Origin of the sequence: Geobacillus sp. 46C-IIa (assembly GCF_014679505.1) — a bacterium.
GTDB lineage: Bacteria > Bacillota > Bacilli > Bacillales > Anoxybacillaceae > Geobacillus.
Window position 1 is genome coordinate 3,527,331 of sequence record NZ_CP061474.1, and the last position, 22,787, is coordinate 3,550,117.

Consider the following 22,787-nt stretch of genomic DNA (forward strand, 5'->3'; position numbering starts at 1 on the left):
AATAAGCTCTGCCATTCTACTTCCTTATTTCAGCCTTCATCATCTTCTAAACGAATGATCCCTTCGCCTGTCGAATTGATGACAAATATGTCCGAACGCGAACGATGGGAGCATAGGAAACTTTGCAAAGTGTGGTGTCAAGATGGAGTTAACGTTAGCGGCTTTAGAAAACATGAAGTTAAAAGAGCTGTACGAGCTCGCCAGGCAATATAAAATTTCGTATTACAGCAAATTGACAAAAAAAGAGCTTATTTTTGCTATTTTGAAAGCGCGTGCCGAGCAAGACGGCCTCTTTTTCATGGAAGGCGTCCTCGAAATCATTCCGTCGGAAGGATTCGGCTTTTTGCGCCCGATCAACTACTCCCCGAGCTCGGAAGACATTTACATTTCCGCTTCCCAAATTCGCCGTTTTGATTTGCGCAACGGGGATAAAGTATCCGGCAAAGTGCGGCCGCCAAAAGAAAACGAGCGCTATTTCGGCTTGCTCCACGTTGAGGCGGTCAACGGGGAAGACCCCGAAATCGCGAAAGAGCGCGTCCATTTTCCAGCGTTAACCCCTTTATATCCGAATCGGCAAATGAAGCTCGAGACAACGCCGGACAAGTTGTCGACCCGCATCATCGACCTTATCGCCCCGGTCGGCTTTGGGCAGCGCGGGCTGATCGTCGCGCCGCCGAAAGCAGGGAAAACGATGCTGCTTAAAGAAATCGCCAACAGCATCACCGCCAACCACCCGGACGTCGAGCTGATCGTCCTTTTGATTGACGAACGGCCGGAAGAAGTGACCGACATCGAGCGGTCCGTACAAGGGGATGTCGTCAGTTCGACGTTTGACGAAGTGCCGGAAAACCATATTAAAGTGGCCGAGCTCGTCTTAGAGCGGGCGATGCGTTTGGTCGAGCATAAGCGCGATGTCGTCATTTTAATGGACAGCATCACCCGTTTGGCTCGGGCGTACAACTTAGTCATTCCGCCGAGCGGCCGCACGCTCTCCGGCGGGATCGACCCGGCCGCGTTTCACCGTCCGAAACGGTTTTTCGGTGCGGCCCGCAACATCGAAGAAGGCGGCAGCTTAACGATTTTGGCGACGGCCTTAGTCGATACCGGCTCGCGCATGGACGATGTCATTTACGAAGAATTCAAGGGAACAGGCAACATGGAGCTCCACCTCGACCGGTCGCTCGCTGAGCGCCGCATTTTCCCGGCGATCGACATTCGCCGCTCCGGAACGCGCAAAGAGGAGTTGCTCATTCCGAAAGAACATTTGGATAAACTGTGGGCGATCCGCAAAACGATGGCCGATTCTCCGGACTTTATCGAGCGGTTTTTAAACAAGCTGCGCCGCACGAAATCGAACGAAGAATTTTTCGCCTTGCTCGATCAAGAATGGAAAAGCGGCGGCCCGCTTCGCCTCTAAAAGGCTGGCGGAATTTGCCGGGAATCGCCCATTGCAAATCAGCGGAAAAGCTGTTATAATCTTAACATGTGTGTTTTAGCTAGCGCTTATGTGTTCACACGATGAACCGTCTGCACCGGCCGGGCTGCTCTCATAAAGCCCCAGCCGTTCCATGCGCGGCGCTTCGCCAGAAAGGCGGAAGCGCCCCGGGCATTGAGCCCGCACGAACGAATAACTCTGTTTCGATGAGATACAGGGCGGAAGGAGATGAAAACGATGAAACAAGGGATCCATCCAGCGTACAAAAAAGTGATCGTCCGCTGCGCATGCGGAAACGAGTTCGAAAGCGGTTCGGTCAAAGACGAGCTGCGCGTCGAGATTTGCTCGGAATGCCATCCGTTCTTCACGGGCAAACAAAAATTCGTTTCGGCAGCGGGCCGCGTCGATAAATTCAATAAAAAATACGGCCTTAAGTAAAAAAGAACGGACGAAAGCAGGCAAGCGCACCGCTTGCCTGCTTTTTCGTGAGGGCAGATGGACGAACCGCTGCCCATAGAGCGGATCTTGCCGGCCGTTTCGGCCCGGTAGGGTTGGCTCGTTTTTCGATGACAGTGTTGAGCGAAAGGAGAGGCCCCCGATGTATGTGATGACGCAGTCCGGTTGGCTGGAAGTCATTTGCGGCAGCATGTTCTCCGGCAAATCGGAAGAACTGATCCGCCGCATCCGCCGCGCCCAGTTTGCCAAGCAGGAAGTGAAAGTGTTCAAACCGACGATTGACAACCGCTATAGCGAGGATGCCGTCGTGTCGCACAACGGCAACTCGGTGATCGCCATCCCGGTCGCGACGCCGGCCGAACTGTTTCGTTACATTTCCGCTGCCACCGATGTCGTCGCCATTGATGAAGTGCAGTTTTTTTCCGATGACATTGTTGATGTTGTGCAGACGCTCGCGGATCGCGGTTATCGCGTCATCGCCGCCGGGTTGGATCAAGACTTCCGCGGCGAACCGTTCGGACCGGTGCCAGCGCTCATGGCGATCGCCGAGTCGGTGACGAAACTGCAAGCGGTATGCACCGTCTGCGGTTCCCCAGCCAGCCGGACGCAGCGGCTTATTAACGGTGCGCCTGCTTCTTATGACGATCCGATCATTCTTGTCGGCGCCAGCGAAGCGTACGAACCCCGTTGCCGCCATCATCACGAAGTGCCGGGCAAACCGAAAAAGCGCCATGGCCATCCGCTCGCTGAACGTGCCGGCGAGTGACGGGATCAGGGGATCAAGAACGATACGTGTCGGTGTTCCCATCGCTTGCCGGCCGTGTCGGTAAACAACGGGAAAAGAGAAAATCCGCGGCAAACCGCAAGCCGTTTGTTTACTGAATGCGCCATTTAGCAACGGTGACCAATGCCGGCGCGCGCCGGATGTTTCCGTCGCCGCCCCGCTCAATAGGTGAATGAATGACATAGTTGCCCACAAACCGCGGCTTGGCTTTTTCCTTTGTTTGCTTCGCCTAAAGGCGGTGGCCTCTTCGCTTGGAGAGGATATAAATATTATGGCTTGTCACGGGCATCCTAACAGCAGGGAGGCGAAAACAATGAAACGCATCTGGCTGTTAGGGGTTGCCTTGTTGCTTTCGGCCTGTTCGCTCGCTCCGGATCATCCGTCTTACCGCCAGCAAAGCGAAGACAAAAACGGTACGCGGCTGATGACGGACGAGCGGCCGAAAATCGATGCTGATCGCGACTTGTACAACAATTTTGACGACCCAGAAAAAACGCGGCAAAACCCGAACTTCATTAGTTTGACCGAAGGAAGCGAAAACCAGCGCGCCGATCAGCGGAAAGCCGCGCAACTCATTGAGCGGCATACCGATTACAGCGCCGACTCCATCTGGTTTCACGGCGGCAATATGTATGTCACAGTCGATGTGCCGGAGACATTGTCCGCCGAAGAGCGGCAACGTGAGGCGCGCCGCATCGACAAACTGCTGACAAAAGCGATTCCGACGTACGAAATTATCGTGCGCGTGAACTAAACACTCCCGCTTGCGAAAAGCGGGGGTTTTTGTTTGGTCTTGTTTCATGATATAATTTGAAATTAGACTGTGCTGAAAAACAGAGGTGAATGATGTGTTTGACCGGTTAGAAGCTGTCGAACAACGGTATGAAAAATTAAACGAGCTGTTGATGGATCCAGCCGTCATCAACGATCCGAAAAAGTTGCGCGATTATTCGAAAGAGCAGGCCGATTTGGCTGAAACGGTGCAAACGTACCGCGAATACAAGTCCGTTCGCGACCAGCTTGCGGAAGCGAAGGCCATGCTTGAAGAAAAGCTTGAACCGGAGCTGCGCGAGATGGTGAAAGAGGAAATTGATGAGCTCGAAGAACGGGAAGAGGCGCTCGTTGAGAAGTTGAAAGTGCTGCTTTTGCCGAAAGATCCGAACGATGAGAAAAACGTCATTATGGAAATTCGCGCCGCCGCCGGCGGCGAGGAAGCGGCGCTGTTTGCCGGCGACTTGTACCGAATGTACACGCGCTATGCCGAGTCGCAAGGGTGGAAAACAGAAGTGATCGAAGCGAGCCCGACCGGCCTTGGCGGCTATAAAGAAATCATCTTTATGGTCAATGGAAAAGGGGCGTATTCGAAGCTGAAGTTTGAAAACGGCGCCCATCGCGTCCAGCGCGTCCCGGAAACGGAATCGGGCGGGCGCATCCACACGTCGACGGCAACGGTCGCCTGCCTGCCGGAAATGGAAGAAGTCGAAGTCGACATTCATGAAAAAGACATTCGTGTCGATACGTTCGCCTCGAGCGGGCCAGGGGGGCAAAGCGTCAACACGACGATGTCGGCCGTGCGCCTCACCCATATTCCGACCGGCATTGTCGTCACGTGCCAAGACGAAAAATCGCAAATTAAAAACAAAGAGAAGGCCATGAAAGTGTTGCGCGCCCGCATTTACGACAAATACCAGCAAGAGGCGCGCGCCGAATATGACCAGACGCGCAAGCAGGCGGTAGGCACCGGCGACCGTTCAGAGCGCATCCGCACGTACAACTTCCCGCAAAACCGCGTCACCGACCACCGCATCGGGCTGACGATTCAAAAGCTTGACTTAGTGTTAGACGGGCAGCTTGATGAAATTATCGAGGCGCTCATTTTAGACGACCAGGCGAAAAAATTGGAGCAAGCGAACGATGCGTCGTAACGTTCATGAAGTCCTCGCCTGGGCTTCTTCTTTTTTGCGCGCCCATGGGAAGGAGGAGCGGGCGGCCGAGTGGCTGTTGTGTCACCATTTGCGCACTAACCGGGCCGGGTTGTTCGCCCGTTGGCGCGAGCCCGTTGAGGAAGCGGTGTACGAACGGTTTGCGGCCGATGTGCGCCGCCATGCTATAGACCATGTGCCGGTTCAATATTTGATCGGCCATGAATGGTTTTACGGACGGCCGTTCCTTGTGAACCGCCATGTGCTCATCCCGCGCCCGGAAACGGAAGAGTTGGTGCTTGGCGTCCTTGAGCGCGTGCCGCGCCTATTGGCCGGAAGGGAGCGGATCGATGTCGTCGATGTCGGCACTGGCAGCGGGGCGATTGCCGTGACGCTGGCGCTTGAGAACCGCTCCCTCTCGGTGACCGCGACCGATATTTCCGAGGAAGCGCTCACCGTCGCCCGGGAAAACGCTCGCCGGCTTGGGGCAAGCGTTTCGTTTTTGCGCGGCGACTTATTGCGGCCGCTCATCGAACAAGGGCGGATGGTCGATGTTGTCGTCTCGAATCCGCCGTACATTCCCGAGGCCGATGCTGCTTTGCTCTCTCCGGTCGTGAAAGACTACGAACCGCACACCGCGCTCTTTGGCGGCCGCGACGGGCTTGATTTTTACCGCCGCTTTGCCCGCGAGCTGCCATTGGTGTTGAAAGAAACGGCGCTCGCGGCTTTTGAGATTGGCGCCGGACAAGGGGAAGCGGTCGCTGCGCTTTTAGCGGCAGCGTTTCCTGAGGCGCGGGTCGAAGTGGCCTTTGATTTGAACGGCAAGGACCGAATGGTCTATATGACAAGAAAAAATTAGATTCATAGGTTTAAAATGAGGCGGCGCCGTCCACAATGAGTGGTGAAAGGACGGTGCCGATGATGAGAATGAAGGGAAATTCCATCGCTGTATGTTTATATATCATTCTATTAACAACAGGCGTCCTCGTTCAGCTGTACGGCCAGCAGGCCGATGCTGGGGCCAACGCCGCGGTCGCGGTTCCCGACGAGGCGATTCGCTTGCGCATTTTAGCGAACAGCGATGCGGCCGCTGACCAAGAATTGAAGCGAAAGGTGCGCGATGCGGTGAACGCGCAAATCAACAGCTGGGTCGCTGAACTGACGTCGTTCGAAGAAGCGAAGCGCGTCATCCGCTCCCGCTTGCCGGACATTGAACAGACAGTCGCTCGCGTGCTTCGTGATGAGCAAAGCGACCAGTCGTACAAGGTGGAGTTTGGCCCGGTTCGCTTTCCGACGAAAGTGTACGGCAACTACGTCTATCCGGCCGGCACGTACGATGCGGTCCTCATTACGCTCGGGGACGGGAAAGGGGCAAATTGGTGGTGTGTCTTGTTCCCGCCGCTTTGTTTTCTCGATTTTTCCAACGGTGACGCTGTGATGATGAGAGCGGAAGAAAGGCCGGCAAACGAGGCAAGTAAGCCTGCACCGGCCGAGGCCGACCAGCCCGCTAAGGGAAAGCGGAGTGAAAAGGAGGCGGTGCAGCCGGATGAACAAGAAGGCGGGAGCACCACAGCGGCCGAGGACACGATAAGCGCTGAGGCGGATCGTGTGAGCAAAGATGTGGATGACGTGGGGATTCGTGTGGGCGGTGTGGACAATGAGGTGGACGGCGCGAGCGCCGCTGCGAATGACATCGGCGAGGACGAGAATGCCGCGGGCGAACAGGGGCAAATGGAGAGCGGGAACGCTTCTCCTGTCGTCATCGCTGAGCCGGAGCAACGGATCGAAGTGAAATTTTTCTTCAAAGAGTGGCTCGCCCATCTCATTCCATAAGCTCCTATCCACAAAGTTATCCACAAAAATAACGGTTTTATTCACAACTTGTGCATAACTATGGATGGGCGGCGAAAACCGGTTCGGCTCTTCCGGACAAAGCCGCTATCTTCAAGGCGAATCAAGGCGATAGAGAAGGTGAAACGATTGAAAACGCGTGTTTGGGTTGTGGATAATGTTGTTGGCAAACAGCGAATTTATCCACAAATACAAGAGGCGGCCGAATGGCTGCGGGCCGGGGAAGTGGTGGCGTTCCCGACGGAAACGGTGTACGGCTTAGGGGCGGATGCAGCCAATACGGCAGCGGTGGACAAAATTTTTGCCGCCAAAGGACGGCCGAGCGACAATCCGCTCATCGTTCACGTCGCGAACGTAGCGCAAGTGGAAGCGATCGTCGCAGCGATCCCGCCGGTCGCGAAAACGCTAATGGAACGGTTTTGGCCGGGGCCGCTCACCTTAGTGTTGCCGAAACGAGCCGGGACAGTGTCCGGACGGGTGACGGCTAACCTTCCGACCGTGGCGGTGCGCATGCCGGATCACCCGCTGGCGCTCGCCTTGATCGAGGCGAGCGGCTTGGCGCTTGCCGCTCCAAGCGCCAATCGATCAGGAAAACCGAGCCCGACGACGGCCGCCCACGTGCTCGCCGATTTAAACGGACGCATCGCTGGGGTGATCGATGGCGGGCCAACCGGCATCGGCGTCGAATCGACCGTGCTCGATTGCAGCGGGGAGGTGCCGACGATTTTGCGCCCGGGCGGGGTGACGAAGGAGGCGCTCAGCGAAGCGATCGGCCGCGTTGAGGAGGCCATCGGCATAGGAGACGAACAGACAGCGCCGAAAGCGCCGGGGATGAAATATACGCATTACGCGCCAAAAGCGCCGCTTTGGATCGTCGCCGGTCCGCCTTCGTTGTTGCAGCGGCTTGTCGATGAAAGCCGGGCGGGGGGAAAAACCGTCGGTGTGCTGACGACTGAAGAAAACAAAAGCCGTTATGCCGCTGATGCTGTGATGGCGTGCGGGACGCGCCGCGAACTCGAAACGGTTGCCCATCGCCTGTACGATACGCTGCGCCAATTTGATGAGACGGGCGTCGACCTCATTTACAGCGAGGCGTTTCCGGAAGAAGGGATCGGCGTTGCCATCATGAACCGGCTGAGGAAAGCGGCTGGCGGACGCGTCATTCGCGAATAGCGGAAACGAAAGCGGCCCGCCGTCTAAAGCGCGAAGAAGCTGACGCAAAAGGTCATCCGCTAGTGAAACGATGAATCCATGTAATGTGTATATAGAGCAGTGAAAAAGGGTGTCCCATTGTGTTGCGGCACCCTTTTTCTTTTCGCCGTTCTGCACACAAAGCCGCTTTCCCACTGCGATTTCCAGTTTGCTTCTAAACGATTCTGGACGTGCATATGTTAGCAGTAAGGCCAGTCCGGGAGGGAAGGGGAATGGGCGCGTTAATCGGCGAAATGATCGCACTGTCGCTAATGGCGCTGGCGCTAGGGATGGACGCATTTTCGGTCGCTCTAGGAATGGGGCTGTTGCGTCTTCGGCTTCGGCAAATTTTTTATATTGGGCTCACGATCGGCTTGTTTCATATTTTTATGCCGCTTGTTGGCATGGCAGTCGGCCGCTTTTTGTCGCGCGAGTTCGGCAGCATCGCTACTTATGCGGGCGGGTTGTTGCTGTTATGGCTGGGGGGGCAAATGATCGTGACATCGTTTCAGCGGGGAGACGGGTCACCGTTGTTTCCGCGCGGGGCGGGGCTGCTTTTTTTTGCGTTCAGCGTCAGCCTTGACAGCTTTTCGGTCGGGCTAAGCCTTGGCATTTTCGGGGCGCGGACGATGGTGACGATCCTTCTGTTCGGCCTATTCAGCACGGTATTGACTTGGATCGGGCTGTTGGTGGGCCGCCATTTTCAGCAATGGCTCGGTTCATACAGCGAAGCGCTCGGCGGCAGCATTTTGCTCGCGTTCGGGCTGAAGCTGCTCTTTTCGTGAAAAATCGGGCAGGCGATGCCAGCTTTTTCGTTTGCGTGGGAAAAAGCGGACTGCCTGCTTTTTTTTGCTCTTTTTCCTATGGTATATTGGTGATAGGCTATTGTTGTGAAGAGGTGGTTGTCATGCCGTACCGCATTTTGTTCGTCTGCACAGGCAATACGTGCCGAAGCCCGATGGCCGCCGCGCTGCTTGAGAGCAAGCAGCTGCCCGGTGTCGAGGTGAAATCGGCTGGGGTGTTTGCTGCGGAAGGAAGCGAGGCGTCCGCCCATGCGAAAACGGTGCTGAAAGAAAAGGGGATTGACGCGCCCCATCGTTCCTCTCTGTTAAAAAAAGAGCATATTGACTGGGCGACGCACGTGTTGGCGATGACGTCCGGCCATAAAGAGATGATCATTGGCCGTTTTCCGGAGGCAAAAGACAAAACGTTTACGTTAAAACAGTTCGTTTCAGGAGCAGACGGTGACATCGCCGATCCGTTCGGCGGCCCGGTCGAGGCGTACCGGGCGGCGCGCGATGAGCTGGCAGCGCTCATTGACCGCCTGGTGGAAAAATTGCAAGAGAAACAATGATATGACATGATCGGTGAGGGGGAAAACCATGGGGGAAACACGCCGTCCATTTGGCTTGCGCCTGAAGCTTGTCGTCTTTACGACAGCGTTGGCGATCATTACATATTCGACGAGCGCTTTGTTCTTATATGTGTTGTACGATTGGTGGTTTGCGTCGCTCAATAAAGGTGCGTTCACGATGGTTGTGCTGCTGCTCGGCATTTTTTGGTCGGGAGCGCTCGCCTATGTCGCGGCCGGCTGGATTACGAGGCCGCTGCAACGCCTTGAGGAAGCGGCCGCTAAGGCGGCCGGCGGGTACATTGAAGAAGACGTTCCGCTTCCTTCATCCAACGATGAAATCCGCTCGCTTGCGGTCGCTTTTAACCGCATGCTTCACCATTTGCGCACCGTGATCGCTAACATTGAAGAACATACGGCGCGCACCAATGAGAAAACAGCGGAAATGAGCCAAGCATCCGAAACAGCGGCAAACCACACTCGCGATATTGCGGCGACGATTGAAGACATTTCCAAAGGAGCAACCGCTTCAGCGGAAGCGATTCAAGGAGCGGCTGAGGCGGCTGAAGATGTGCTCGCCCTGGCCATGCGGGTAAAAGAAACGGCGGAACGTGCAGAACAATCCGTACATGAGATGTCGGAAACACTCAAGGCAAGTCGGGATATCACTCATTCGCTCATTAGCGGCATCGGGCAGCTGGCCGACGATCAAGAACTATCGCGGGCGGCTGTCAAACAGCTTGAGAGGCACGCTCATCAAATCGGCAACATTACACTGCTTGTTGCCGATATGGCTGAGCAAACGAACTTGCTCGCTCTCAACGCTTCCATCGAGGCGGCTCGCGCAGGCGAACAAGGTCGGGGGTTTGCCGTTGTGGCTGAAGAAGTGCGCAAACTAGCTGATGAAAGCGCTACGGCAGTGAAACAAATTGCTGAATTGGTCAACAATATTCAAAACGAGGTTGCCAGAGTGGCCGCGCAAATGGACAAGCAGGCCGCCGCCGCCAACGCTGAGGCGTCAAGAGGAAAGCAAACGAATGAGGCCATTGCCGCCATGGTATCTTCAGCAGGTGAAGTGATTCGCGCCGTCCATGACATCGCTGAGTTGGCGAAAAGCCAGATGGAGCATATGGAGCGGGTGGCGGCGCAGACGCAAGAAGTGGCGGCGATCGCCGAACAGACGTCAGCGGGTGCGCTCGAAGTCGCAGCGGCAACGCGGACGCAAACGGCAGCGATCGGCGACGTGCACAAGCTGGCCAATGAACTCGTCGAACAGGCGGAACAGCTGCAGGCGGCGGTCGCCCGTTTTCACGCCAGTTAAAATGACAGGCGCACCCATAGATATGCCGCCGACTTCGCTGTCGGAAACAAAAAAACCGCGCTGGCATCATGTGATATTGTATCGATGAAATGCCCGCTCCGAGAGACAAGGGGCGGGGCGAACAGAAAGGAGACGAACGAACATGAAAGTGGCCATTGCGTCCGACCACGGCGGAATTCGTATCCGTGAAGAGATTAAGGCCCTTCTTGATGAAATGGGCATCGAGTATACCGATTTTGGCTGCGACTGTGAAACGTCGGTCGATTACCCGGATTACGCGCTCCCGGTCGCCGAAAAAGTGGCGCGCGGCGAGTTTGACCGCGGCATTTTAATTTGCGGCACCGGCATCGGCATGACGATCGCCGCGAATAAAGTGAAAGGGGTGCGCTGCGCCCTTTGTCATGATGTGTACAGCGCCAAACTGACACGCATGCATAACGACAGCAACATCCTCGCGATGGGGGAGCGCGTGATCGGCCCTGGCTTGGCGCGTGAAATCGCGAAAGCGTGGCTCGAGACGGCATTTGAAGGCGGCCGCCACGCGCGGCGGATCGGCAAAATCGCCGATTATGAAAACGAACATTTGTAAAAAATAAAGGGCGCATCGTTTCGCAAAAATCGACGATATATCGGCGTATCAATGAGGGGGGGATGGCCATGGACGCACCAGTGACCGAATGGCGGCAACAATGGCAAGCCATCTTGCGCGCGTTTCGCAAACAGGCGCCGCTTGGCCGCGGCCACATCGTGGTGATCGGCTGCAGCACGAGCGAAGTGCTTGGCGAGCGGATCGGCACGGCCGGGTCGATGGATGTCGCCGCCATGCTTTTTGCCGAGCTTGAGGCGTGGCGGCGTGAAACCGGCATTGAGCTGGCGTTCCAATGTTGCGAACATTTAAACCGGGCGCTTGTCGTTGAGCGGGAGACGGCGCGTGCTCACGGGCTGGAGGTCGTTTCCGTCGTTCCAGTGCCGCAGGCGGGGGGAGCGATGGCCGCTTACGCCTATCGAAATCTCGCGAATCCGGTCGTCGTCGAGGCGATTCGCGCCGACGCCGGGATCGACATCGGCCATACGCTCATCGGCATGCATTTGAAGCCGGTCGCCGTCCCCGTGCGCGTCCCGGTGAAGCAAGTCGGAGCGGCGCATGTGACGTTGGCGAAAACACGACCGAAGCTGATCGGCGGCGCCCGTGCCGTCTATTCGTTGGAAAATCCGAATGATTCCTGCACTTTCTAGTCATTTTATTCACTTTTTCTTTGGATTTGTCCGGTGAAAGCTGATAAAATAAAAACGAATATTCACTGAATTTTATGTAAGGGGGAGCTATTGATGAACTACTTGCCACAACAAGATCCGCAAGTGTTCGCCGCCATCGAACAAGAGCGGAAGCGGCAGCACGCGAAGATCGAGCTGATCGCTTCAGAAAACTTCGTCAGCCGCGCCGTCATGGAAGCGCAAGGATCGGTATTGACGAACAAATATGCGGAAGGCTACCCGGGCCGACGCTATTACGGCGGCTGCGAGTACGTCGACGTGGTCGAAGAGTTGGCGCGCGAGCGGGCGAAGCAGTTGTTCGGGGCAGAGCATGCGAACGTCCAGCCGCATTCCGGAGCGCAGGCGAACATGGCCGTCTATTTCACCGTCCTCAAGCCCGGCGACACTGTGCTTGGCATGAACTTGTCGCATGGCGGACATTTGACGCACGGCAGCCCGGTCAATTTCAGCGGCATTCAGTACAACTTTGTCGAATATGGCGTCGATCCCGAAACACATGTCATCGACTATGACGATGTGCGCGAAAAAGCGCGCCTCCATCGGCCGAAGCTCATTGTCGCCGGCGCCAGCGCCTATCCGCGCGTCATCGATTTTGCCAAGTTCCGGGAAATCGCTGATGAAGTCGGCGCCTATTTAATGGTCGATATGGCCCATATTGCCGGTCTTGTTGCGGCAGGTCTTCATCCGAATCCGGTGCCGTACGCCCACTTTGTCACGACGACGACACATAAAACGTTGCGAGGCCCGCGCGGCGGGATGATTTTATGCCAAGAGCAGTTTGCGAAACAAATCGACAAATCGATTTTCCCTGGCATTCAAGGCGGCCCGCTCATGCATGTCATCGCTGCGAAGGCAGTCGCGTTGGGCGAGGCATTGCAAGATGACTTTAAAGTGTACGCCAAGCGCATCATCGACAACGCCCAGCGCCTGGCGAACGCCTTGCAAAAAGAAGGGTTCACCCTTGTCTCCGGCGGCACGGACAACCATTTGCTGCTTGTTGACTTGCGCCCGCAGCAGCTGACAGGGAAAACGGCGGAGAAAGTGTTGGATGAAGTCGGCATTACCGTCAACAAAAACACGATTCCGTATGATCCGGAAAGCCCGTTTGTCACGAGCGGCATCCGCATCGGGACGGCCGCGGTCACAACGCGCGGCTTCGGCTTGGAAGAAATGGATGAAATCGCTGCTATTATCGGTCTCGTGCTGAAAAACAAAGATAATGAACAGGCGCTTGAAGAAGCGCGCCAACGCGTCGCCGCCCTAACGGAAAAATTCCCGCTCTATCAAGACTAAGGAGACAAAGGGAGCGTTCCGGACAATGGAACGCTCCCGCCTGCGTTCACATATAGACATGGGGGGTCTTCTCGGTTCGGAATGGGCGAGGCACACTGCCAATGATCGGTTCGGCAGTGTGCCTTTTCCTTTGTTTCAACAGTTGAACGGGCGTCCGTTTTCCAGTAGAATGTATAGAAGTGTACTGCATACATACGGAAGAGGAGATGACCCATGGGAAAAGTGTATGTATTTGACCATCCGCTCATCCAGCATAAACTGACGTACATTCGCGACAAGCATACAGGCACAAAAGAATTTCGCGAGCTCGTCGAAGAAGTGGCGACGCTGATGGCGTTTGAAATTACGCGCGACCTTCCGCTTGAGGAAGTGGAGATCGAAACTCCCGTCAGCAAAGCGAAAGCGAGAGTCATCGCCGGCAAAAAGCTCGGCGTCATCCCGATTTTGCGCGCCGGCATCGGCATGGTGGACGGCATTTTGAAGCTCATCCCGGCGGCGAAAGTCGGGCACGTCGGTCTATACCGCGATCCGGAAACGCTCAAGCCGGTGGAATATTACGTCAAGCTGCCAAGCGATGTCGAAGAGCGCGATTTCATCATCGTCGATCCGATGCTCGCGACCGGCGGCTCGGCGGTGGCGGCGATCGAAGCGTTGAAAAAGCGGGGGGCGAAAAGCATTAAGTTTATGTGCCTTATCGCGGCGCCGGAAGGGGTCAAAGCGGTGGAAACGGCGCACCCGGACGTCGACATTTACATCGCCGCCCTTGACGAGCGGCTGAACGACCACGGTTATATCGTCCCCGGCCTGGGCGATGCCGGCGACCGGCTGTTTGGCACGAAATGACAGCCAGTGGAACAAGACGCTGCGCATACGACGAAGAATAGGGTGCCCGTCTGGACGGGTCACCCTTTTTTAGTATGAATATGGGAACTTTCTTAGTCATGACTATGTGCGGCGCCGCCTGCCATGCTAGGAAGTTGACTGGCCAAGTCAGGAAGAAAGAGCAGCTAAAAATAAAATATATCATTATACATGATATTTGTGAAAAGAAAATGAGAAATTGTCACAAATTATTAATATTTGCCCTGTGTTAATGAGGTTTTGTGTGGAAATACATTGACATGAACCTATTGGTATTGTATCCTTTACAGGGGATATGTTGAGAGGGTTTTCACTGTCTAAAACTACTCTTGTTATCAACTTAGTGGGGTATATGGTCTATGAAAAAAAATGACCGCCACCCGTTTCGAGCGATCGGGTTGATGTCGGCAATTACATCACAACTTGTCGGCTGCACGTTAGTCGGTTTGTTCGGTGGAAGATGGGCCGACCGGCAATTAGACAGTGAGCCGATTTTTCTAATTATTGGCCTGTTGCTCGGTTTAGCGGCAGGAGTTTTTGCCACGCTGAAAACAGTCCGACGCTTTTTTGAGGAATAAGGAGCCATGCTCGATACGATCATCAAACGAATTCAAAACCAACTGTTCATCTTGGTGGCTTGTTATGCATTAGGGGCGATATGGACAAAGTATGAAGGGTGGTTTTTTAGTCTGCTCGTCGGTACAGCGGCAGGATGGTACAGCATACGGCTGTTGGCTCGGCGTGTAAGAAAGGTCGGAGAAGCGGTCGCTGAAGGGCGTCGCCCTCCGTCGCTTGGGACAATGATCCGTTTTGCGTTGGCGATTGCGGTTGCCCTTCTTGTGTCCCGTTACCCCCAACATTTGTCGGTGGTGCCGGCGGTGATCGGCCTATCCACCCCGTATATTTTGTTGGTAGTAAATCATTTTTTACATAATGATCAATCAGCCGCATAGAAAGTGAGGTGAGCGATAATGGATCATAAAGCGCCACTTTATGAATTGTTTGGTCTTACATTTAATTTGGCCAACGTATTAATGGTGACTATCACTTGCGTCATTGTATTGGCTATTGCCATTGCGGCAACGCGTAATCTTTCGATGAGGCCGACAGGATTGCAAAATTTTATCGAGTGGGTTGTCGATTTTGTGAAAGGAATCATTAAAAGCAACATGGACTGGGCAACAGGGGGGCGTTTTCATTTACTCGGTTTAACGTTAATTATGTATGTTTTTGTCGCCAACATGTTAGGTCTTCCGTTCTCCGTTGTCGTCCATGATGAATTATGGTGGAAATCACCGACAGCCGATCCCGCTATTACGTTGACGTTGGCTGTGATGGTTGTAGCCCTTTCCCACTACTACGGCATTAAACTGCGCGGCGCTTCCGAATACTTAAAAGGGTTTGCAAGCCCAATGTGGTTTATGTTTCCCCTCAAGATCATTGAAGAATTCGCCAATACGTTGACACTTGGTCTCCGTCTTTACGGAAACATTTTTGCCGGCGAAATTTTGCTTGCATTGCTTGTCGGGGGGCTGGCCACCGGTGTCGGAGGAACGATTGCCGCGATCATTCCGACGATGGTATGGCAAGCGTTTAGTATTTTCGTCGGGGCCATTCAAGCATTCATATTCACTATGTTGACAATGGTATATATGGCGCATAAAGTTAGCCATGATCATTAATCTTCATCCTGATCCATGTTCTGTTTACTATATTTTAAAAATAAATCAACTTTTTAGTTAATAAGGAGGATTTTTCAAATGGGTGTATTAGCTGCAGCAATTGCTATTGGTCTTGCCGCACTTGGTGCGGGTATCGGTAACGGTTTAATCGTTTCTCGTACAGTAGAAGGAATTGCACGCCAGCCGGAAGCGCGCGGCATGCTGCAAACGACAATGTTTATCGGGGTTGCGCTTGTTGAGGCGATTCCGATCATCGCGGTCGTTATCGCGTTTATGGTACAAGGAAGATAACAAATGGGGAGCGCTTGTTAACGGAATGTTAACAAGCGCCTTCAGCAAAAAGAAAGGTCAAAGTCATGATGGCGAAGATCATTCGATAAGAACCTTCGCCATTGCTTTATGTATGCCTTGATATAGAGGGGCGACCGATCAAGCAATGTTCGGTCAAGACGCAACGGCCGAAAGGAGTGAACGAAAACTATGTTGGCAGCATTACAAACAGCGGCGCTCGGCGCAGCGGCTGGGCATGGAGCGGTCAATACCGGGGACATCATTTTTCAGCTTGTCGCGTTTATTTTGTTGATGCTTTTGCTTCGCAAATTTGCCTGGGGGCCGCTCATGAGCGTCATGAAACAACGCGAAGAGCATATTGCCAATGAAATCGACCAAGCGGAAAAACGCCGCCAAGAGGCGGAAAAATTGCTGGAAGAACAGCGCGAACTGATGAAACAATCGCGCCAAGAAGCGCAAACGCTCATTGAAAATGCGCGCAAGCTTGCCGAAGAGCAGAAAGAACAAATCGTCGCCTCGGCCCGTGCGGAAGCGGAGCGGGTGAAAGAAGCGGCGAAACAAGAAATCGAGCGCGAAAAAGAACAGGCGATGGCCGCGCTCCGCGAACAAGTGGCGTCGTTGTCTGTCTTCATCGCTTCGAAAGTGATTGAAAGAGAATTGACTGAACAAGACCAGCGCAAGCTGATCGAAGCGTACATTAAAGACGTGCAAGAGGTAGGAGGAGCGCGATGAACCAAGAAGTGATCGCTAAACGGTATGCATCCGCTCTGTTTCAAATCGCGCTTGAACAGCAGCTGCTGGACAAGATCGAGGAAGACATCCGCGCCGTGCGCCAAGCGTTGGCGGAAAACGGCGAGTTTTTATCGCTTCTTTCCAATCCGAAACTTTCCTTAGACAAGAAAAAAGCGCTCGTTCGCGAAGCGTTTGCCGGTGTTTCCGCTCCGGTGCAACATACGCTTTTGCTTCTTCTTGAGCGCCATCGCTTCGGCCTTGTGCCCGAACTGGCCGAGCAGTTTATCGCCCTCGCTAACGACGCGCGCGGCATCGCCGAGGCGGTCGCTTATTCGGCGCGGCCGTTGACGGACGAAGAACTGCAGGCGCTTTCTGACGTATTTGCCAAAAAAGTGGGCAAAGAGACGCTCCGCATTGAAAATATCGTCGACCCGGAACTCATTGGTGGCGTGAAGTTGCGCATCGGCAACCGCATTTATGACGGCAGCGTCAGCGGACAGCTGGAACGGATTCAGCGGCAGCTCATTAGTTAACATTTGGAGACAGGGGTGAAAGGCATGAGCATTCGAGCGGAAGAAATTAGCGCGCTCATTAAGCAGCAGATCGAAAACTACGAATCGCAAATCCAAGTGAGCGACGTCGGCACCGTCATCCAAATCGGCGACGGGATCGCCCGCGTTCACGGGCTGGATAACGTCATGTCCGGCGAGCTCGTTGAATTTGCCAACGGCGTCATGGGCATGGCGCTCAACTTGGAAGAAAACAACGTCGGTATCGTTATTTTAGGGCCGTACACCGGCATTAAAGAAGGAGACGAAGTGCGCCGTACCGGACGGATTATGGAAGTGCCGGTTGGAGAGGCGCTCATCGGCCGCGTCGTCAACCCGCTCGGCCAGCCAGTTGACGGCTTAGGTCCGGTGGAAACGACGGAGACGCGTCCAATCGAAAGCCCGGCGCCGGGCGTTATGGATCGGAAATCGGTGCATGAGCCGCTGCAAACCGGGATTAAAGCGATCGACGCGCTCGTGCCGATTGGCCGTGGGCAGCGGGAGCTCATCATCGGCGACCGGCAAACTGGGAAAACGGCTGTAGCCATTGATACGATCTTGAATCAAAAAGACCAAGATATGATTTGTATTTACGTCGCCATCGGTCAAAAAGAATCGACGGTTCGTACCGTTGTCGAAACGCTCCGCAAACACGGCGCGCTCGACTATACGATCGTCGTCACCGCTTCGGCATCTCAGCCGGCTCCGCTCTTGTTCTTGGCGCCGTATGCGGGCGTATCGATGGGCGAGTATTTCATGTATAAAGGAAAACATGTTTTAGTTGTCTACGACGACTTATCGAAGCAAGCCGCCGCGTACCGCGAGCTGTCGCTGTTGCTTCGTCGTCCGCCAGGCCGTGAAGCGTATCCGGGGGATGTCTTCTACTTGCATTCCCGCCTGCTTGAGCGCGCAGCGAAATTGAGCGATGCCAAAGGCGCCGGCTCTTTGACCGCTCTTCCGTTCGTCGAAACGCAAGCGGGGGACATCTCCGCCTACATCCCGACGAACGTCATCTCGATCACGGACGGACAAATTTTCTTGCAATCGGACTTGTTCTTCTCCGGCGTCCGCCCGGCGATCAACGCAGGGTTGTCCGTTTCGCGCGTCGGTGGTGCAGCGCAAATTAAAGCGATGAAAAAAGTATCGGGGACGCTCCGTCTCGACTTGGCGGCGTACCGTGAATTAGAAGCGTTCGCCCAATTCGGTTCCGACCTCGATAAGGCGACGCAAGCGAAGCTTGCCCGCGGGGCGCGCACGGTTGAAGTGCTGAAACAAGACTTGCATCAACCGATTCCGGTCGAAAAGCAAGTCGCCATCATTTACGCTCTGACGCGCGGCTTTTTGGATGACATTCCGGTCGAAGACGTGCGTCGTTTTGAAAAAGAATTTTTCTTGTGGCTCGACCAAAACGGCCAGCATTTGCTTGAACACATCCGTACAACGAAAGACCTTCCGAACGAGGAAGATTTCAATAAAGCGATCGAAGCGTTCAAGAAAACGTTTGTCGTTTCCCAATAAGGCTGACGGGGGCGTTCGGCCCCCGCGCCTGTTAGATCTCGTGCAGCAAAAAGGTGGTGAAACCTTTGGCATCGTTACGCGACATTAAAACGCGCATCAACTCGACGAGAAAAACGAGCCAAATTACGAAAGCGATGGAAATGGTCTCGACGTCGAAATTAAACCGCGCGGAGCAAAACGCGAAGTCGTTCATTCCATACATGGAAAAACTGCAGGAAGTCGTGGCCAACGTCGCGCTTGGCGCCGGCGGCGCTTCCCACCCGATGCTCGTTTCGCGTCCGGTGAAAAAGACGGGGTATTTGGTCATTACGTCGGACCGGGGCTTGGCCGGAGCATACAACAGCAACGTGTTGCGCACCGTCTACCAGACGATTCAAGCGCGCCACTCCTCCCCGGACGAGTATGCGATCATCGTCATTGGCCGCGTCGGATTAAACTTTTTCCGCAAACGGAACATGCCGGTCATTCTTGACATTACCCGCTTGCCGGATCAGCCGTCGTTCGCTGATATTAAAGAAATTGCCAACAAAACGGTCGGATTGTTCGCCGACGGCACGTTTGATGAACTGTATATGTACTATAACCATTATGTGAGCGCGATCCAGCAAGATGTGACGGAACGGAAGCTGCTTCCGCTCACCGATTTGGCTGATAACGAGAAGCGCACGGTTTACGAATTTGAACCGTCGCAAGAAGAAATTTTGGACGTCTTGTTGCCGCAATATGCGGAGAGCCTCATTTACGGCGCGTTGCTCGATGCGAAAGCGAGCGAACACGCCGCCCGGATGACAGCGATGAAGAACGCGACCGACAACGCGCACGAACTCATTCGCACGTTGACGCTTTCCTACAACCGCGCTCGCCAAGCTTCGATCACGCAAGAAATTACAGAAATTGTCGCCGGGGCAAACGCCTTGCAATAGCGGACTAGCAAGTTAGGAGGGAAAACGATGACAAGAGGACGCGTTATTCAAGTCATGGGTCCGGTTGTAGACGTCAAGTTCGAAAACGGTCACTTGCCGGCCATCTACAACGCCCTGAAAATTCAACATCAAGCGCGCAACGAAAACGAAGTCGACATCGACTTGACATTGGAAGTCGCCTTGCACCTTGGCGATGATACGGTACGGACGATCGCGATGGCGTCCACCGACGGGTTGATTCGCGGCATGGAAGTGGTGGACACGGGTGCACCGATTTCGGTTCCGGTTGGCGATGTCACGCTCGGCCGCGTCTTTAACGTCTTAGGCGAACCGATCGATTTGCAAGATGACATTCCGGCTGAAGCCCGCCGCGACCCGATTCACCGTCCGGCGCCAAAATTCGAGGAATTGGCGACGGAAGTCGAAATTTTGGAAACAGGGATTAAAGTCGTCGACTTGCTTGCCCCGTATATTAAAGGCGGTAAGATCGGCTTGTTCGGCGGTGCTGGTGTAGGGAAAACGGTCTTGATCCAAGAGCTGATCCACAACATCGCCCAAGAGCACGGCGGGATTTCCGTCTTCGCCGGCGTCGGGGAACGGACGCGCGAAGGGAACGACTTGTACCATGAAATGAAAGATTCCGGCGTTATCAGCAAAACGGCCATGGTGTTCGGGCAAATGAACGAGCCGCCGGGCGCGCGGATGCGCGTCGCGTTGACCGGCTTGACGATGGCCGAATATTTCCGCGATGAGCAAGGGCAAGACGTGCTGCTCTTTATCGACAACATTTTCCGCTTCACGCAGGCCGGTTCGGAAGTGTCGGCGTTGTTAGGCCGCATGCCGTCAGCCGTTGGTTATCAGCCGACATTGGCGACGGAGATGGGTCAATTGCAGGAACGGATCACGTCGACGGCCAAAGGCTCGATCACCTCGATCCAGGCGATTTACGTCCCGGCCGACGACTATACGGACCCGGCTCCGGCAACGACGTTCTCGCACTTGGATGCGACGACCAACCTTGAGCGGAAGCTCGCCGAGATGGGGATTTATCCGGCCGTTGACCCGCTTGCTTCGACATCGCGGGCATTGGCGCCGGAAATTGTCGGCGAAGAGCATTACCAAGTGGCTCGCCGCGTGCAACAAACGCTGCAGCGCTATAAAGAATTGCAAGACATTATCGCCATCTTAGGGATGGACGAACTGTCAGACGAAGACAAGCTCGTCGTCCACCGCGCCCGCCGCATTCAGTTTTTCTTGTCGCAAAACTTCCACGTGGCGGAACAGTTCACGGGCCAACCGGGTTCGTACGTGCCGGTTAAGGAAACGGTGCGCGGCTTTAAAGAAATTTTGGAGGGCAAATACGACCACCTTCCGGAAGATGCGTTCCGCTTAGTCGGCCGCATTGAAGAAGTTGTCGAAAAAGCGAAAGCGATGGGTGTCGAAGTGTGACCCGGGATAGGGGGATTGGACAATGAAAACGATCCATGTGAGCGTCGTCACTCCTGATGGCCCGGTGTACGAAGGCGATGTGGAAATGGTAAGCGTGAAGGCGAAAAGCGGCGAGCTCGGCATTTTGCCGGGGCACATTCCGCTTGTCGCTCCGCTTGAGATTAGCGCGGCCCGTCTGAAAAAGGACGGCAAAACGGACTATGTTGCGGTCAGCGGCGGCTTTTTGGAAGTCCGCCCGGACAAAGTGACGATTTTGGCCCAAGCGGCTGAGCGGGCGGAAGACATCGATGTCCTCCGCGCCAAAGCGGCGAAAGAGCGGGCGGAGCGCCGCCTGCAAAGCCAGCAGGACGACATCGACTTCAAGCGGGCCGAACTGGCGTTAAAACGCGCCGTGAATCGCTTGAACGTTGCTGAAACGAGATAAGCAGAGAAGCAAACGCTTCTCTGCTTTTTTTATTATCCTAAACCGAGCAGATTCCCACTTCTACGCGTGAGCGTAGGCGGCGTCAGTGTTTGGTGAAAACTCGACACGAACCATCGCATTGGGCATCAAGGGGCCTGTCGGGGCCTGATTCGCCTTGGACCGAGTGGGGGAGGGAAGCACGCTGTTTGCGCCTGGCGCGTCAATCGAACAAGGTCTGGCTGCGTTTCGCGGCTTCCTACAGTGTTGGCAGTGATAACCCGAAGTTTTGCTGACACGGCTGGATATAAATGTTATAATGAAATCGAAGGAATTGTTTAAAAATTTCATCATTAACATCATACGTATGTAGTAAACCGGGAAGGAGGCGAGCTGGTTGAGCAACATTTATGCCAACAGTTATTTGATTGTTTTCGTCTTTCTTTGCCTCGGGGTGCTGTTGCCGATCGGGGCGCTTACGGCTGGACGATGGCTGCGGCCGCACGTGCCGGACGAGGTGAAGGCGACGACTTATGAAAGCGGTAACATTCCGTTTCATGACTCGCGCATCCAGTTCCAAGTCCGCTATTACTTATTTGCCTTGTTATTTGTCATTTTTGATGTGGAGACGGTGTTTTTATACCCGTGGGCGGTCGTCTATGATCAACTCGGCTTGTTTGCTTTAGTGGAAATGATCATTTTCATCGTTTTGCTTGCCATTGGCCTCATTTATGCCTGGAAAAAGAAGGTGTTACGATGGATGTAAAATGGGATGGCTTGACGTTTGCTGAGATGGAAGAAGTAAAGCGAAACGTGTTTTTTACAACGCTGGAACAGTTAAAAGGATGGGCGCGAAGCAACTCGCTCTGGCCGCTGACGTTCGGCCTCGCCTGTTGCGCGATTGAGATGATGGCCGTCGGCGGCGCCCATTATGACCTTGACCGGTTCGGTTCATTTTTCCGCGCCTCGCCGCGGCAATCAGACGTCATGATCGTCTCCGGAACGGTGACGAAAAAAATGGCGCCGCTCTTGCGCCGGCTGTATGATCAAATGCCGGAGCCAAAATGGGTGATCGCCATGGGGTCGTGCGCGACGGCGGGCGGACCGTACGTCAAATCGTACAGCGTCGTGAAAGGGGTTGACCAAATTGTCCCGGTCGACGTGTACATACCTGGCTGTCCGCCGAACCCTGCGGCGCTGATTTACGGCATTCATAAATTAAAAGAAAAAATTCGTCTGGAAGCCAAAACAGGGAAGAAGGTGTTGTAACCGATGGATGAGGAAAAAGATTTGGCCCAGCGAAAAAAAGAAGCAGCCGAGCGGGCGAAACAGCTGGCGCGTGAACGGCTGGCCGCCAAGCGGGCGGCCGAACAGGCCAAGTCGACCGCTAACCACGGCGGCGCTCCAGACAGCGATTTGAAAACGCCTTCGGATTCGCCCACCCGCCCGGCAAAGGAAGAGTCGGGCGCGACACAGCCGACATCAGCTGAAGACATCGCCTTAG

General features: G+C 54.6%; 27 protein-coding genes. All 27 read left to right on the plus strand.

Annotated elements, in window-relative coordinates; all coding sequences use genetic code 11:
- Positions 1-142: 142 nt before the first annotated feature.
- The 27 genes from rho (at position 143) to IC803_RS17870 (ending at position 22,552) form a co-directional block, all read left to right on the plus strand.
- On the plus strand, positions 143-1,417 hold the full coding sequence (gene rho, locus IC803_RS17740; RefSeq protein ID WP_063167180.1) for a transcription termination factor Rho: 1,275 nt from the start codon (positions 143-145) through the stop codon (positions 1,415-1,417).
- A 255-nt stretch (positions 1,418-1,672) separates the two neighbouring features.
- On the plus strand, positions 1,673-1,873 hold the full coding sequence (gene rpmE, locus IC803_RS17745) for a 50S ribosomal protein L31 (RefSeq protein ID WP_008880715.1): 201 nt from the start codon (positions 1,673-1,675) through the stop codon (positions 1,871-1,873).
- A gap of 160 nt (positions 1,874-2,033) precedes the next feature.
- On the plus strand, positions 2,034-2,657 hold the full coding sequence (locus tag IC803_RS17750; protein ID WP_063167181.1) for a thymidine kinase: 624 nt from the start codon (positions 2,034-2,036) through the stop codon (positions 2,655-2,657).
- A 331-nt stretch (positions 2,658-2,988) separates the two neighbouring features.
- Complete coding sequence (locus tag IC803_RS17755) at positions 2,989-3,429, plus strand: hypothetical protein (protein WP_081207877.1); 441 nt, start codon at positions 2,989-2,991, stop codon at positions 3,427-3,429.
- Between the two features lie 94 nt (positions 3,430-3,523).
- Entirely contained in the window at positions 3,524-4,600 is a 1,077-nt protein-coding gene (gene prfA / locus IC803_RS17760; RefSeq protein WP_081207876.1) for a peptide chain release factor 1, read from the plus strand.
- On the plus strand, positions 4,590-5,456 hold the full coding sequence (gene prmC, locus IC803_RS17765) for a peptide chain release factor N(5)-glutamine methyltransferase (protein ID WP_081207875.1): 867 nt from the start codon (positions 4,590-4,592) through the stop codon (positions 5,454-5,456). Before prfA ends, prmC begins: the two co-directional genes overlap by 11 nt.
- 59 nt (positions 5,457-5,515) lie before the next feature.
- Positions 5,516-6,430, plus strand: coding sequence for a stage II sporulation protein R (gene spoIIR, locus IC803_RS17770; protein WP_190304233.1), 915 nt, complete (start codon positions 5,516-5,518; stop codon positions 6,428-6,430).
- A gap of 147 nt (positions 6,431-6,577) precedes the next feature.
- Positions 6,578-7,621 carry an L-threonylcarbamoyladenylate synthase gene (locus IC803_RS17775; protein WP_081207873.1) on the plus strand — a complete coding sequence of 348 codons (1,044 nt, stop codon included), beginning with the start codon at positions 6,578-6,580 and terminating at the stop codon, positions 7,619-7,621.
- Between the two features lie 251 nt (positions 7,622-7,872).
- Entirely contained in the window at positions 7,873-8,424 is a 552-nt protein-coding gene (locus IC803_RS17780) for a manganese efflux pump MntP (protein ID WP_020961518.1), read from the plus strand.
- A gap of 122 nt (positions 8,425-8,546) precedes the next feature.
- The gene (locus tag IC803_RS17785) at positions 8,547-8,993 is read left to right on the plus strand and encodes a low molecular weight protein arginine phosphatase (protein WP_081207872.1); all 447 of its coding nucleotides are present in this window, start codon (positions 8,547-8,549) and stop codon (positions 8,991-8,993) included.
- Positions 8,994-9,021: 28 nt separating this feature from the next.
- A complete protein-coding gene (locus IC803_RS17790) occupies positions 9,022-10,311 on the plus strand; it encodes a methyl-accepting chemotaxis protein (protein ID WP_081207871.1) in 1,290 nt (429 codons plus the stop codon).
- A 142-nt stretch (positions 10,312-10,453) separates the two neighbouring features.
- A complete protein-coding gene (gene rpiB / locus IC803_RS17795; RefSeq protein ID WP_081207870.1) occupies positions 10,454-10,900 on the plus strand; it encodes a ribose 5-phosphate isomerase B in 447 nt (148 codons plus the stop codon).
- A gap of 68 nt (positions 10,901-10,968) precedes the next feature.
- A complete protein-coding gene (locus tag IC803_RS17800; RefSeq protein ID WP_081207869.1) occupies positions 10,969-11,547 on the plus strand; it encodes a TIGR01440 family protein in 579 nt (192 codons plus the stop codon).
- Positions 11,548-11,640: 93 nt separating this feature from the next.
- Positions 11,641-12,879 carry a serine hydroxymethyltransferase gene (glyA, locus tag IC803_RS17805; RefSeq protein ID WP_081207868.1) on the plus strand — a complete coding sequence of 413 codons (1,239 nt, stop codon included), beginning with the start codon at positions 11,641-11,643 and terminating at the stop codon, positions 12,877-12,879.
- A gap of 213 nt (positions 12,880-13,092) precedes the next feature.
- Complete coding sequence (upp, locus tag IC803_RS17810) at positions 13,093-13,722, plus strand: uracil phosphoribosyltransferase (RefSeq protein ID WP_081207867.1); 630 nt, start codon at positions 13,093-13,095, stop codon at positions 13,720-13,722.
- A gap of 377 nt (positions 13,723-14,099) precedes the next feature.
- Positions 14,100-14,318, plus strand: coding sequence for an AtpZ/AtpI family protein (locus IC803_RS17815; protein ID WP_063167190.1), 219 nt, complete (start codon positions 14,100-14,102; stop codon positions 14,316-14,318).
- Positions 14,319-14,324: 6 nt separating this feature from the next.
- Positions 14,325-14,693, plus strand: a complete 369-nt coding sequence (locus IC803_RS17820; protein ID WP_081207866.1) for an ATP synthase subunit I — start codon at positions 14,325-14,327, stop codon at positions 14,691-14,693.
- Between the two features lie 18 nt (positions 14,694-14,711).
- Positions 14,712-15,422: a F0F1 ATP synthase subunit A gene (gene atpB, locus IC803_RS17825; RefSeq protein ID WP_063167192.1), complete on the plus strand. Its 711-nt coding sequence runs from the start codon at positions 14,712-14,714 to the stop codon at positions 15,420-15,422.
- 78 nt (positions 15,423-15,500) lie between these two features.
- The gene (gene atpE / locus IC803_RS17830) at positions 15,501-15,713 is read left to right on the plus strand and encodes a F0F1 ATP synthase subunit C (RefSeq protein ID WP_003253662.1); all 213 of its coding nucleotides are present in this window, start codon (positions 15,501-15,503) and stop codon (positions 15,711-15,713) included.
- Positions 15,714-15,902: 189 nt separating this feature from the next.
- A complete protein-coding gene (gene atpF, locus IC803_RS17835) occupies positions 15,903-16,445 on the plus strand; it encodes a F0F1 ATP synthase subunit B (RefSeq protein WP_063167193.1) in 543 nt (180 codons plus the stop codon).
- Positions 16,442-16,978 carry a F0F1 ATP synthase subunit delta gene (locus IC803_RS17840; protein ID WP_081207865.1) on the plus strand — a complete coding sequence of 179 codons (537 nt, stop codon included), beginning with the start codon at positions 16,442-16,444 and terminating at the stop codon, positions 16,976-16,978. Before atpF ends, IC803_RS17840 begins: the two co-directional genes overlap by 4 nt.
- Before the next feature lie 24 nt (positions 16,979-17,002).
- A complete protein-coding gene (gene atpA, locus IC803_RS17845; protein WP_081207864.1) occupies positions 17,003-18,511 on the plus strand; it encodes a F0F1 ATP synthase subunit alpha in 1,509 nt (502 codons plus the stop codon).
- 65 nt (positions 18,512-18,576) lie between these two features.
- The gene (atpG, locus tag IC803_RS17850; protein WP_081207863.1) at positions 18,577-19,434 is read left to right on the plus strand and encodes an ATP synthase F1 subunit gamma; all 858 of its coding nucleotides are present in this window, start codon (positions 18,577-18,579) and stop codon (positions 19,432-19,434) included.
- Positions 19,435-19,461: 27 nt separating this feature from the next.
- Positions 19,462-20,883, plus strand: coding sequence for a F0F1 ATP synthase subunit beta (atpD, locus tag IC803_RS17855; protein WP_081207862.1), 1,422 nt, complete (start codon positions 19,462-19,464; stop codon positions 20,881-20,883).
- Positions 20,884-20,905: 22 nt separating this feature from the next.
- Positions 20,906-21,307, plus strand: coding sequence for a F0F1 ATP synthase subunit epsilon (locus IC803_RS17860; protein ID WP_081207861.1), 402 nt, complete (start codon positions 20,906-20,908; stop codon positions 21,305-21,307).
- Between the two features lie 373 nt (positions 21,308-21,680).
- Complete coding sequence (locus tag IC803_RS17865) at positions 21,681-22,049, plus strand: NADH-quinone oxidoreductase subunit A (RefSeq protein WP_081207860.1); 369 nt, start codon at positions 21,681-21,683, stop codon at positions 22,047-22,049.
- Entirely contained in the window at positions 22,040-22,552 is a 513-nt protein-coding gene (locus IC803_RS17870) for a NuoB/complex I 20 kDa subunit family protein (RefSeq protein ID WP_063167200.1), read from the plus strand. The genes IC803_RS17865 and IC803_RS17870 overlap by 10 nt, the downstream gene beginning before the upstream one ends.
- Positions 22,553-22,787 lie beyond the last annotated feature (235 nt).

What these genes read in the sequence shown, in the direction of transcription:
- rho (WP_063167180.1), top strand. Translation starts at nt 143, where the DNA reads ATGGAGTTAACGTTAGCGGCTTTAGAAAACATGAAGTTAAAAGAGCTG.
- rpmE (WP_008880715.1), top strand. Translation starts at nt 1,673, where the DNA reads ATGAAACAAGGGATCCATCCAGCGTACAAAAAAGTGATCGTCCGCTGC.
- IC803_RS17750 (WP_063167181.1), top strand. Translation starts at nt 2,034, where the DNA reads ATGTATGTGATGACGCAGTCCGGTTGGCTGGAAGTCATTTGCGGCAGC.
- IC803_RS17755 (WP_081207877.1), top strand. Translation starts at nt 2,989, where the DNA reads ATGAAACGCATCTGGCTGTTAGGGGTTGCCTTGTTGCTTTCGGCCTGT.
- prmC (WP_081207875.1), top strand. Translation starts at nt 4,590, where the DNA reads ATGCGTCGTAACGTTCATGAAGTCCTCGCCTGGGCTTCTTCTTTTTTG.
- spoIIR (WP_190304233.1), top strand. Translation starts at nt 5,516, where the DNA reads ATGATGAGAATGAAGGGAAATTCCATCGCTGTATGTTTATATATCATT.
- IC803_RS17780 (WP_020961518.1), top strand. Translation starts at nt 7,873, where the DNA reads ATGGGCGCGTTAATCGGCGAAATGATCGCACTGTCGCTAATGGCGCTG.
- IC803_RS17785 (WP_081207872.1), top strand. Translation starts at nt 8,547, where the DNA reads ATGCCGTACCGCATTTTGTTCGTCTGCACAGGCAATACGTGCCGAAGC.
- IC803_RS17790 (WP_081207871.1), top strand. Translation starts at nt 9,022, where the DNA reads ATGGGGGAAACACGCCGTCCATTTGGCTTGCGCCTGAAGCTTGTCGTC.
- rpiB (WP_081207870.1), top strand. Translation starts at nt 10,454, where the DNA reads ATGAAAGTGGCCATTGCGTCCGACCACGGCGGAATTCGTATCCGTGAA.
- IC803_RS17800 (WP_081207869.1), top strand. Translation starts at nt 10,969, where the DNA reads ATGGACGCACCAGTGACCGAATGGCGGCAACAATGGCAAGCCATCTTG.
- glyA (WP_081207868.1), top strand. Translation starts at nt 11,641, where the DNA reads ATGAACTACTTGCCACAACAAGATCCGCAAGTGTTCGCCGCCATCGAA.
- upp (WP_081207867.1), top strand. Translation starts at nt 13,093, where the DNA reads ATGGGAAAAGTGTATGTATTTGACCATCCGCTCATCCAGCATAAACTG.
- IC803_RS17815 (WP_063167190.1), top strand. Translation starts at nt 14,100, where the DNA reads ATGAAAAAAAATGACCGCCACCCGTTTCGAGCGATCGGGTTGATGTCG.
- IC803_RS17820 (WP_081207866.1), top strand. Translation starts at nt 14,325, where the DNA reads ATGCTCGATACGATCATCAAACGAATTCAAAACCAACTGTTCATCTTG.
- atpB (WP_063167192.1), top strand. Translation starts at nt 14,712, where the DNA reads ATGGATCATAAAGCGCCACTTTATGAATTGTTTGGTCTTACATTTAAT.
- atpE (WP_003253662.1), top strand. Translation starts at nt 15,501, where the DNA reads ATGGGTGTATTAGCTGCAGCAATTGCTATTGGTCTTGCCGCACTTGGT.
- atpF (WP_063167193.1), top strand. Translation starts at nt 15,903, where the DNA reads ATGTTGGCAGCATTACAAACAGCGGCGCTCGGCGCAGCGGCTGGGCAT.
- IC803_RS17840 (WP_081207865.1), top strand. Translation starts at nt 16,442, where the DNA reads ATGAACCAAGAAGTGATCGCTAAACGGTATGCATCCGCTCTGTTTCAA.
- atpA (WP_081207864.1), top strand. Translation starts at nt 17,003, where the DNA reads ATGAGCATTCGAGCGGAAGAAATTAGCGCGCTCATTAAGCAGCAGATC.
- atpD (WP_081207862.1), top strand. Translation starts at nt 19,462, where the DNA reads ATGACAAGAGGACGCGTTATTCAAGTCATGGGTCCGGTTGTAGACGTC.
- IC803_RS17860 (WP_081207861.1), top strand. Translation starts at nt 20,906, where the DNA reads ATGAAAACGATCCATGTGAGCGTCGTCACTCCTGATGGCCCGGTGTAC.
- IC803_RS17870 (WP_063167200.1), top strand. Translation starts at nt 22,040, where the DNA reads ATGGATGTAAAATGGGATGGCTTGACGTTTGCTGAGATGGAAGAAGTA.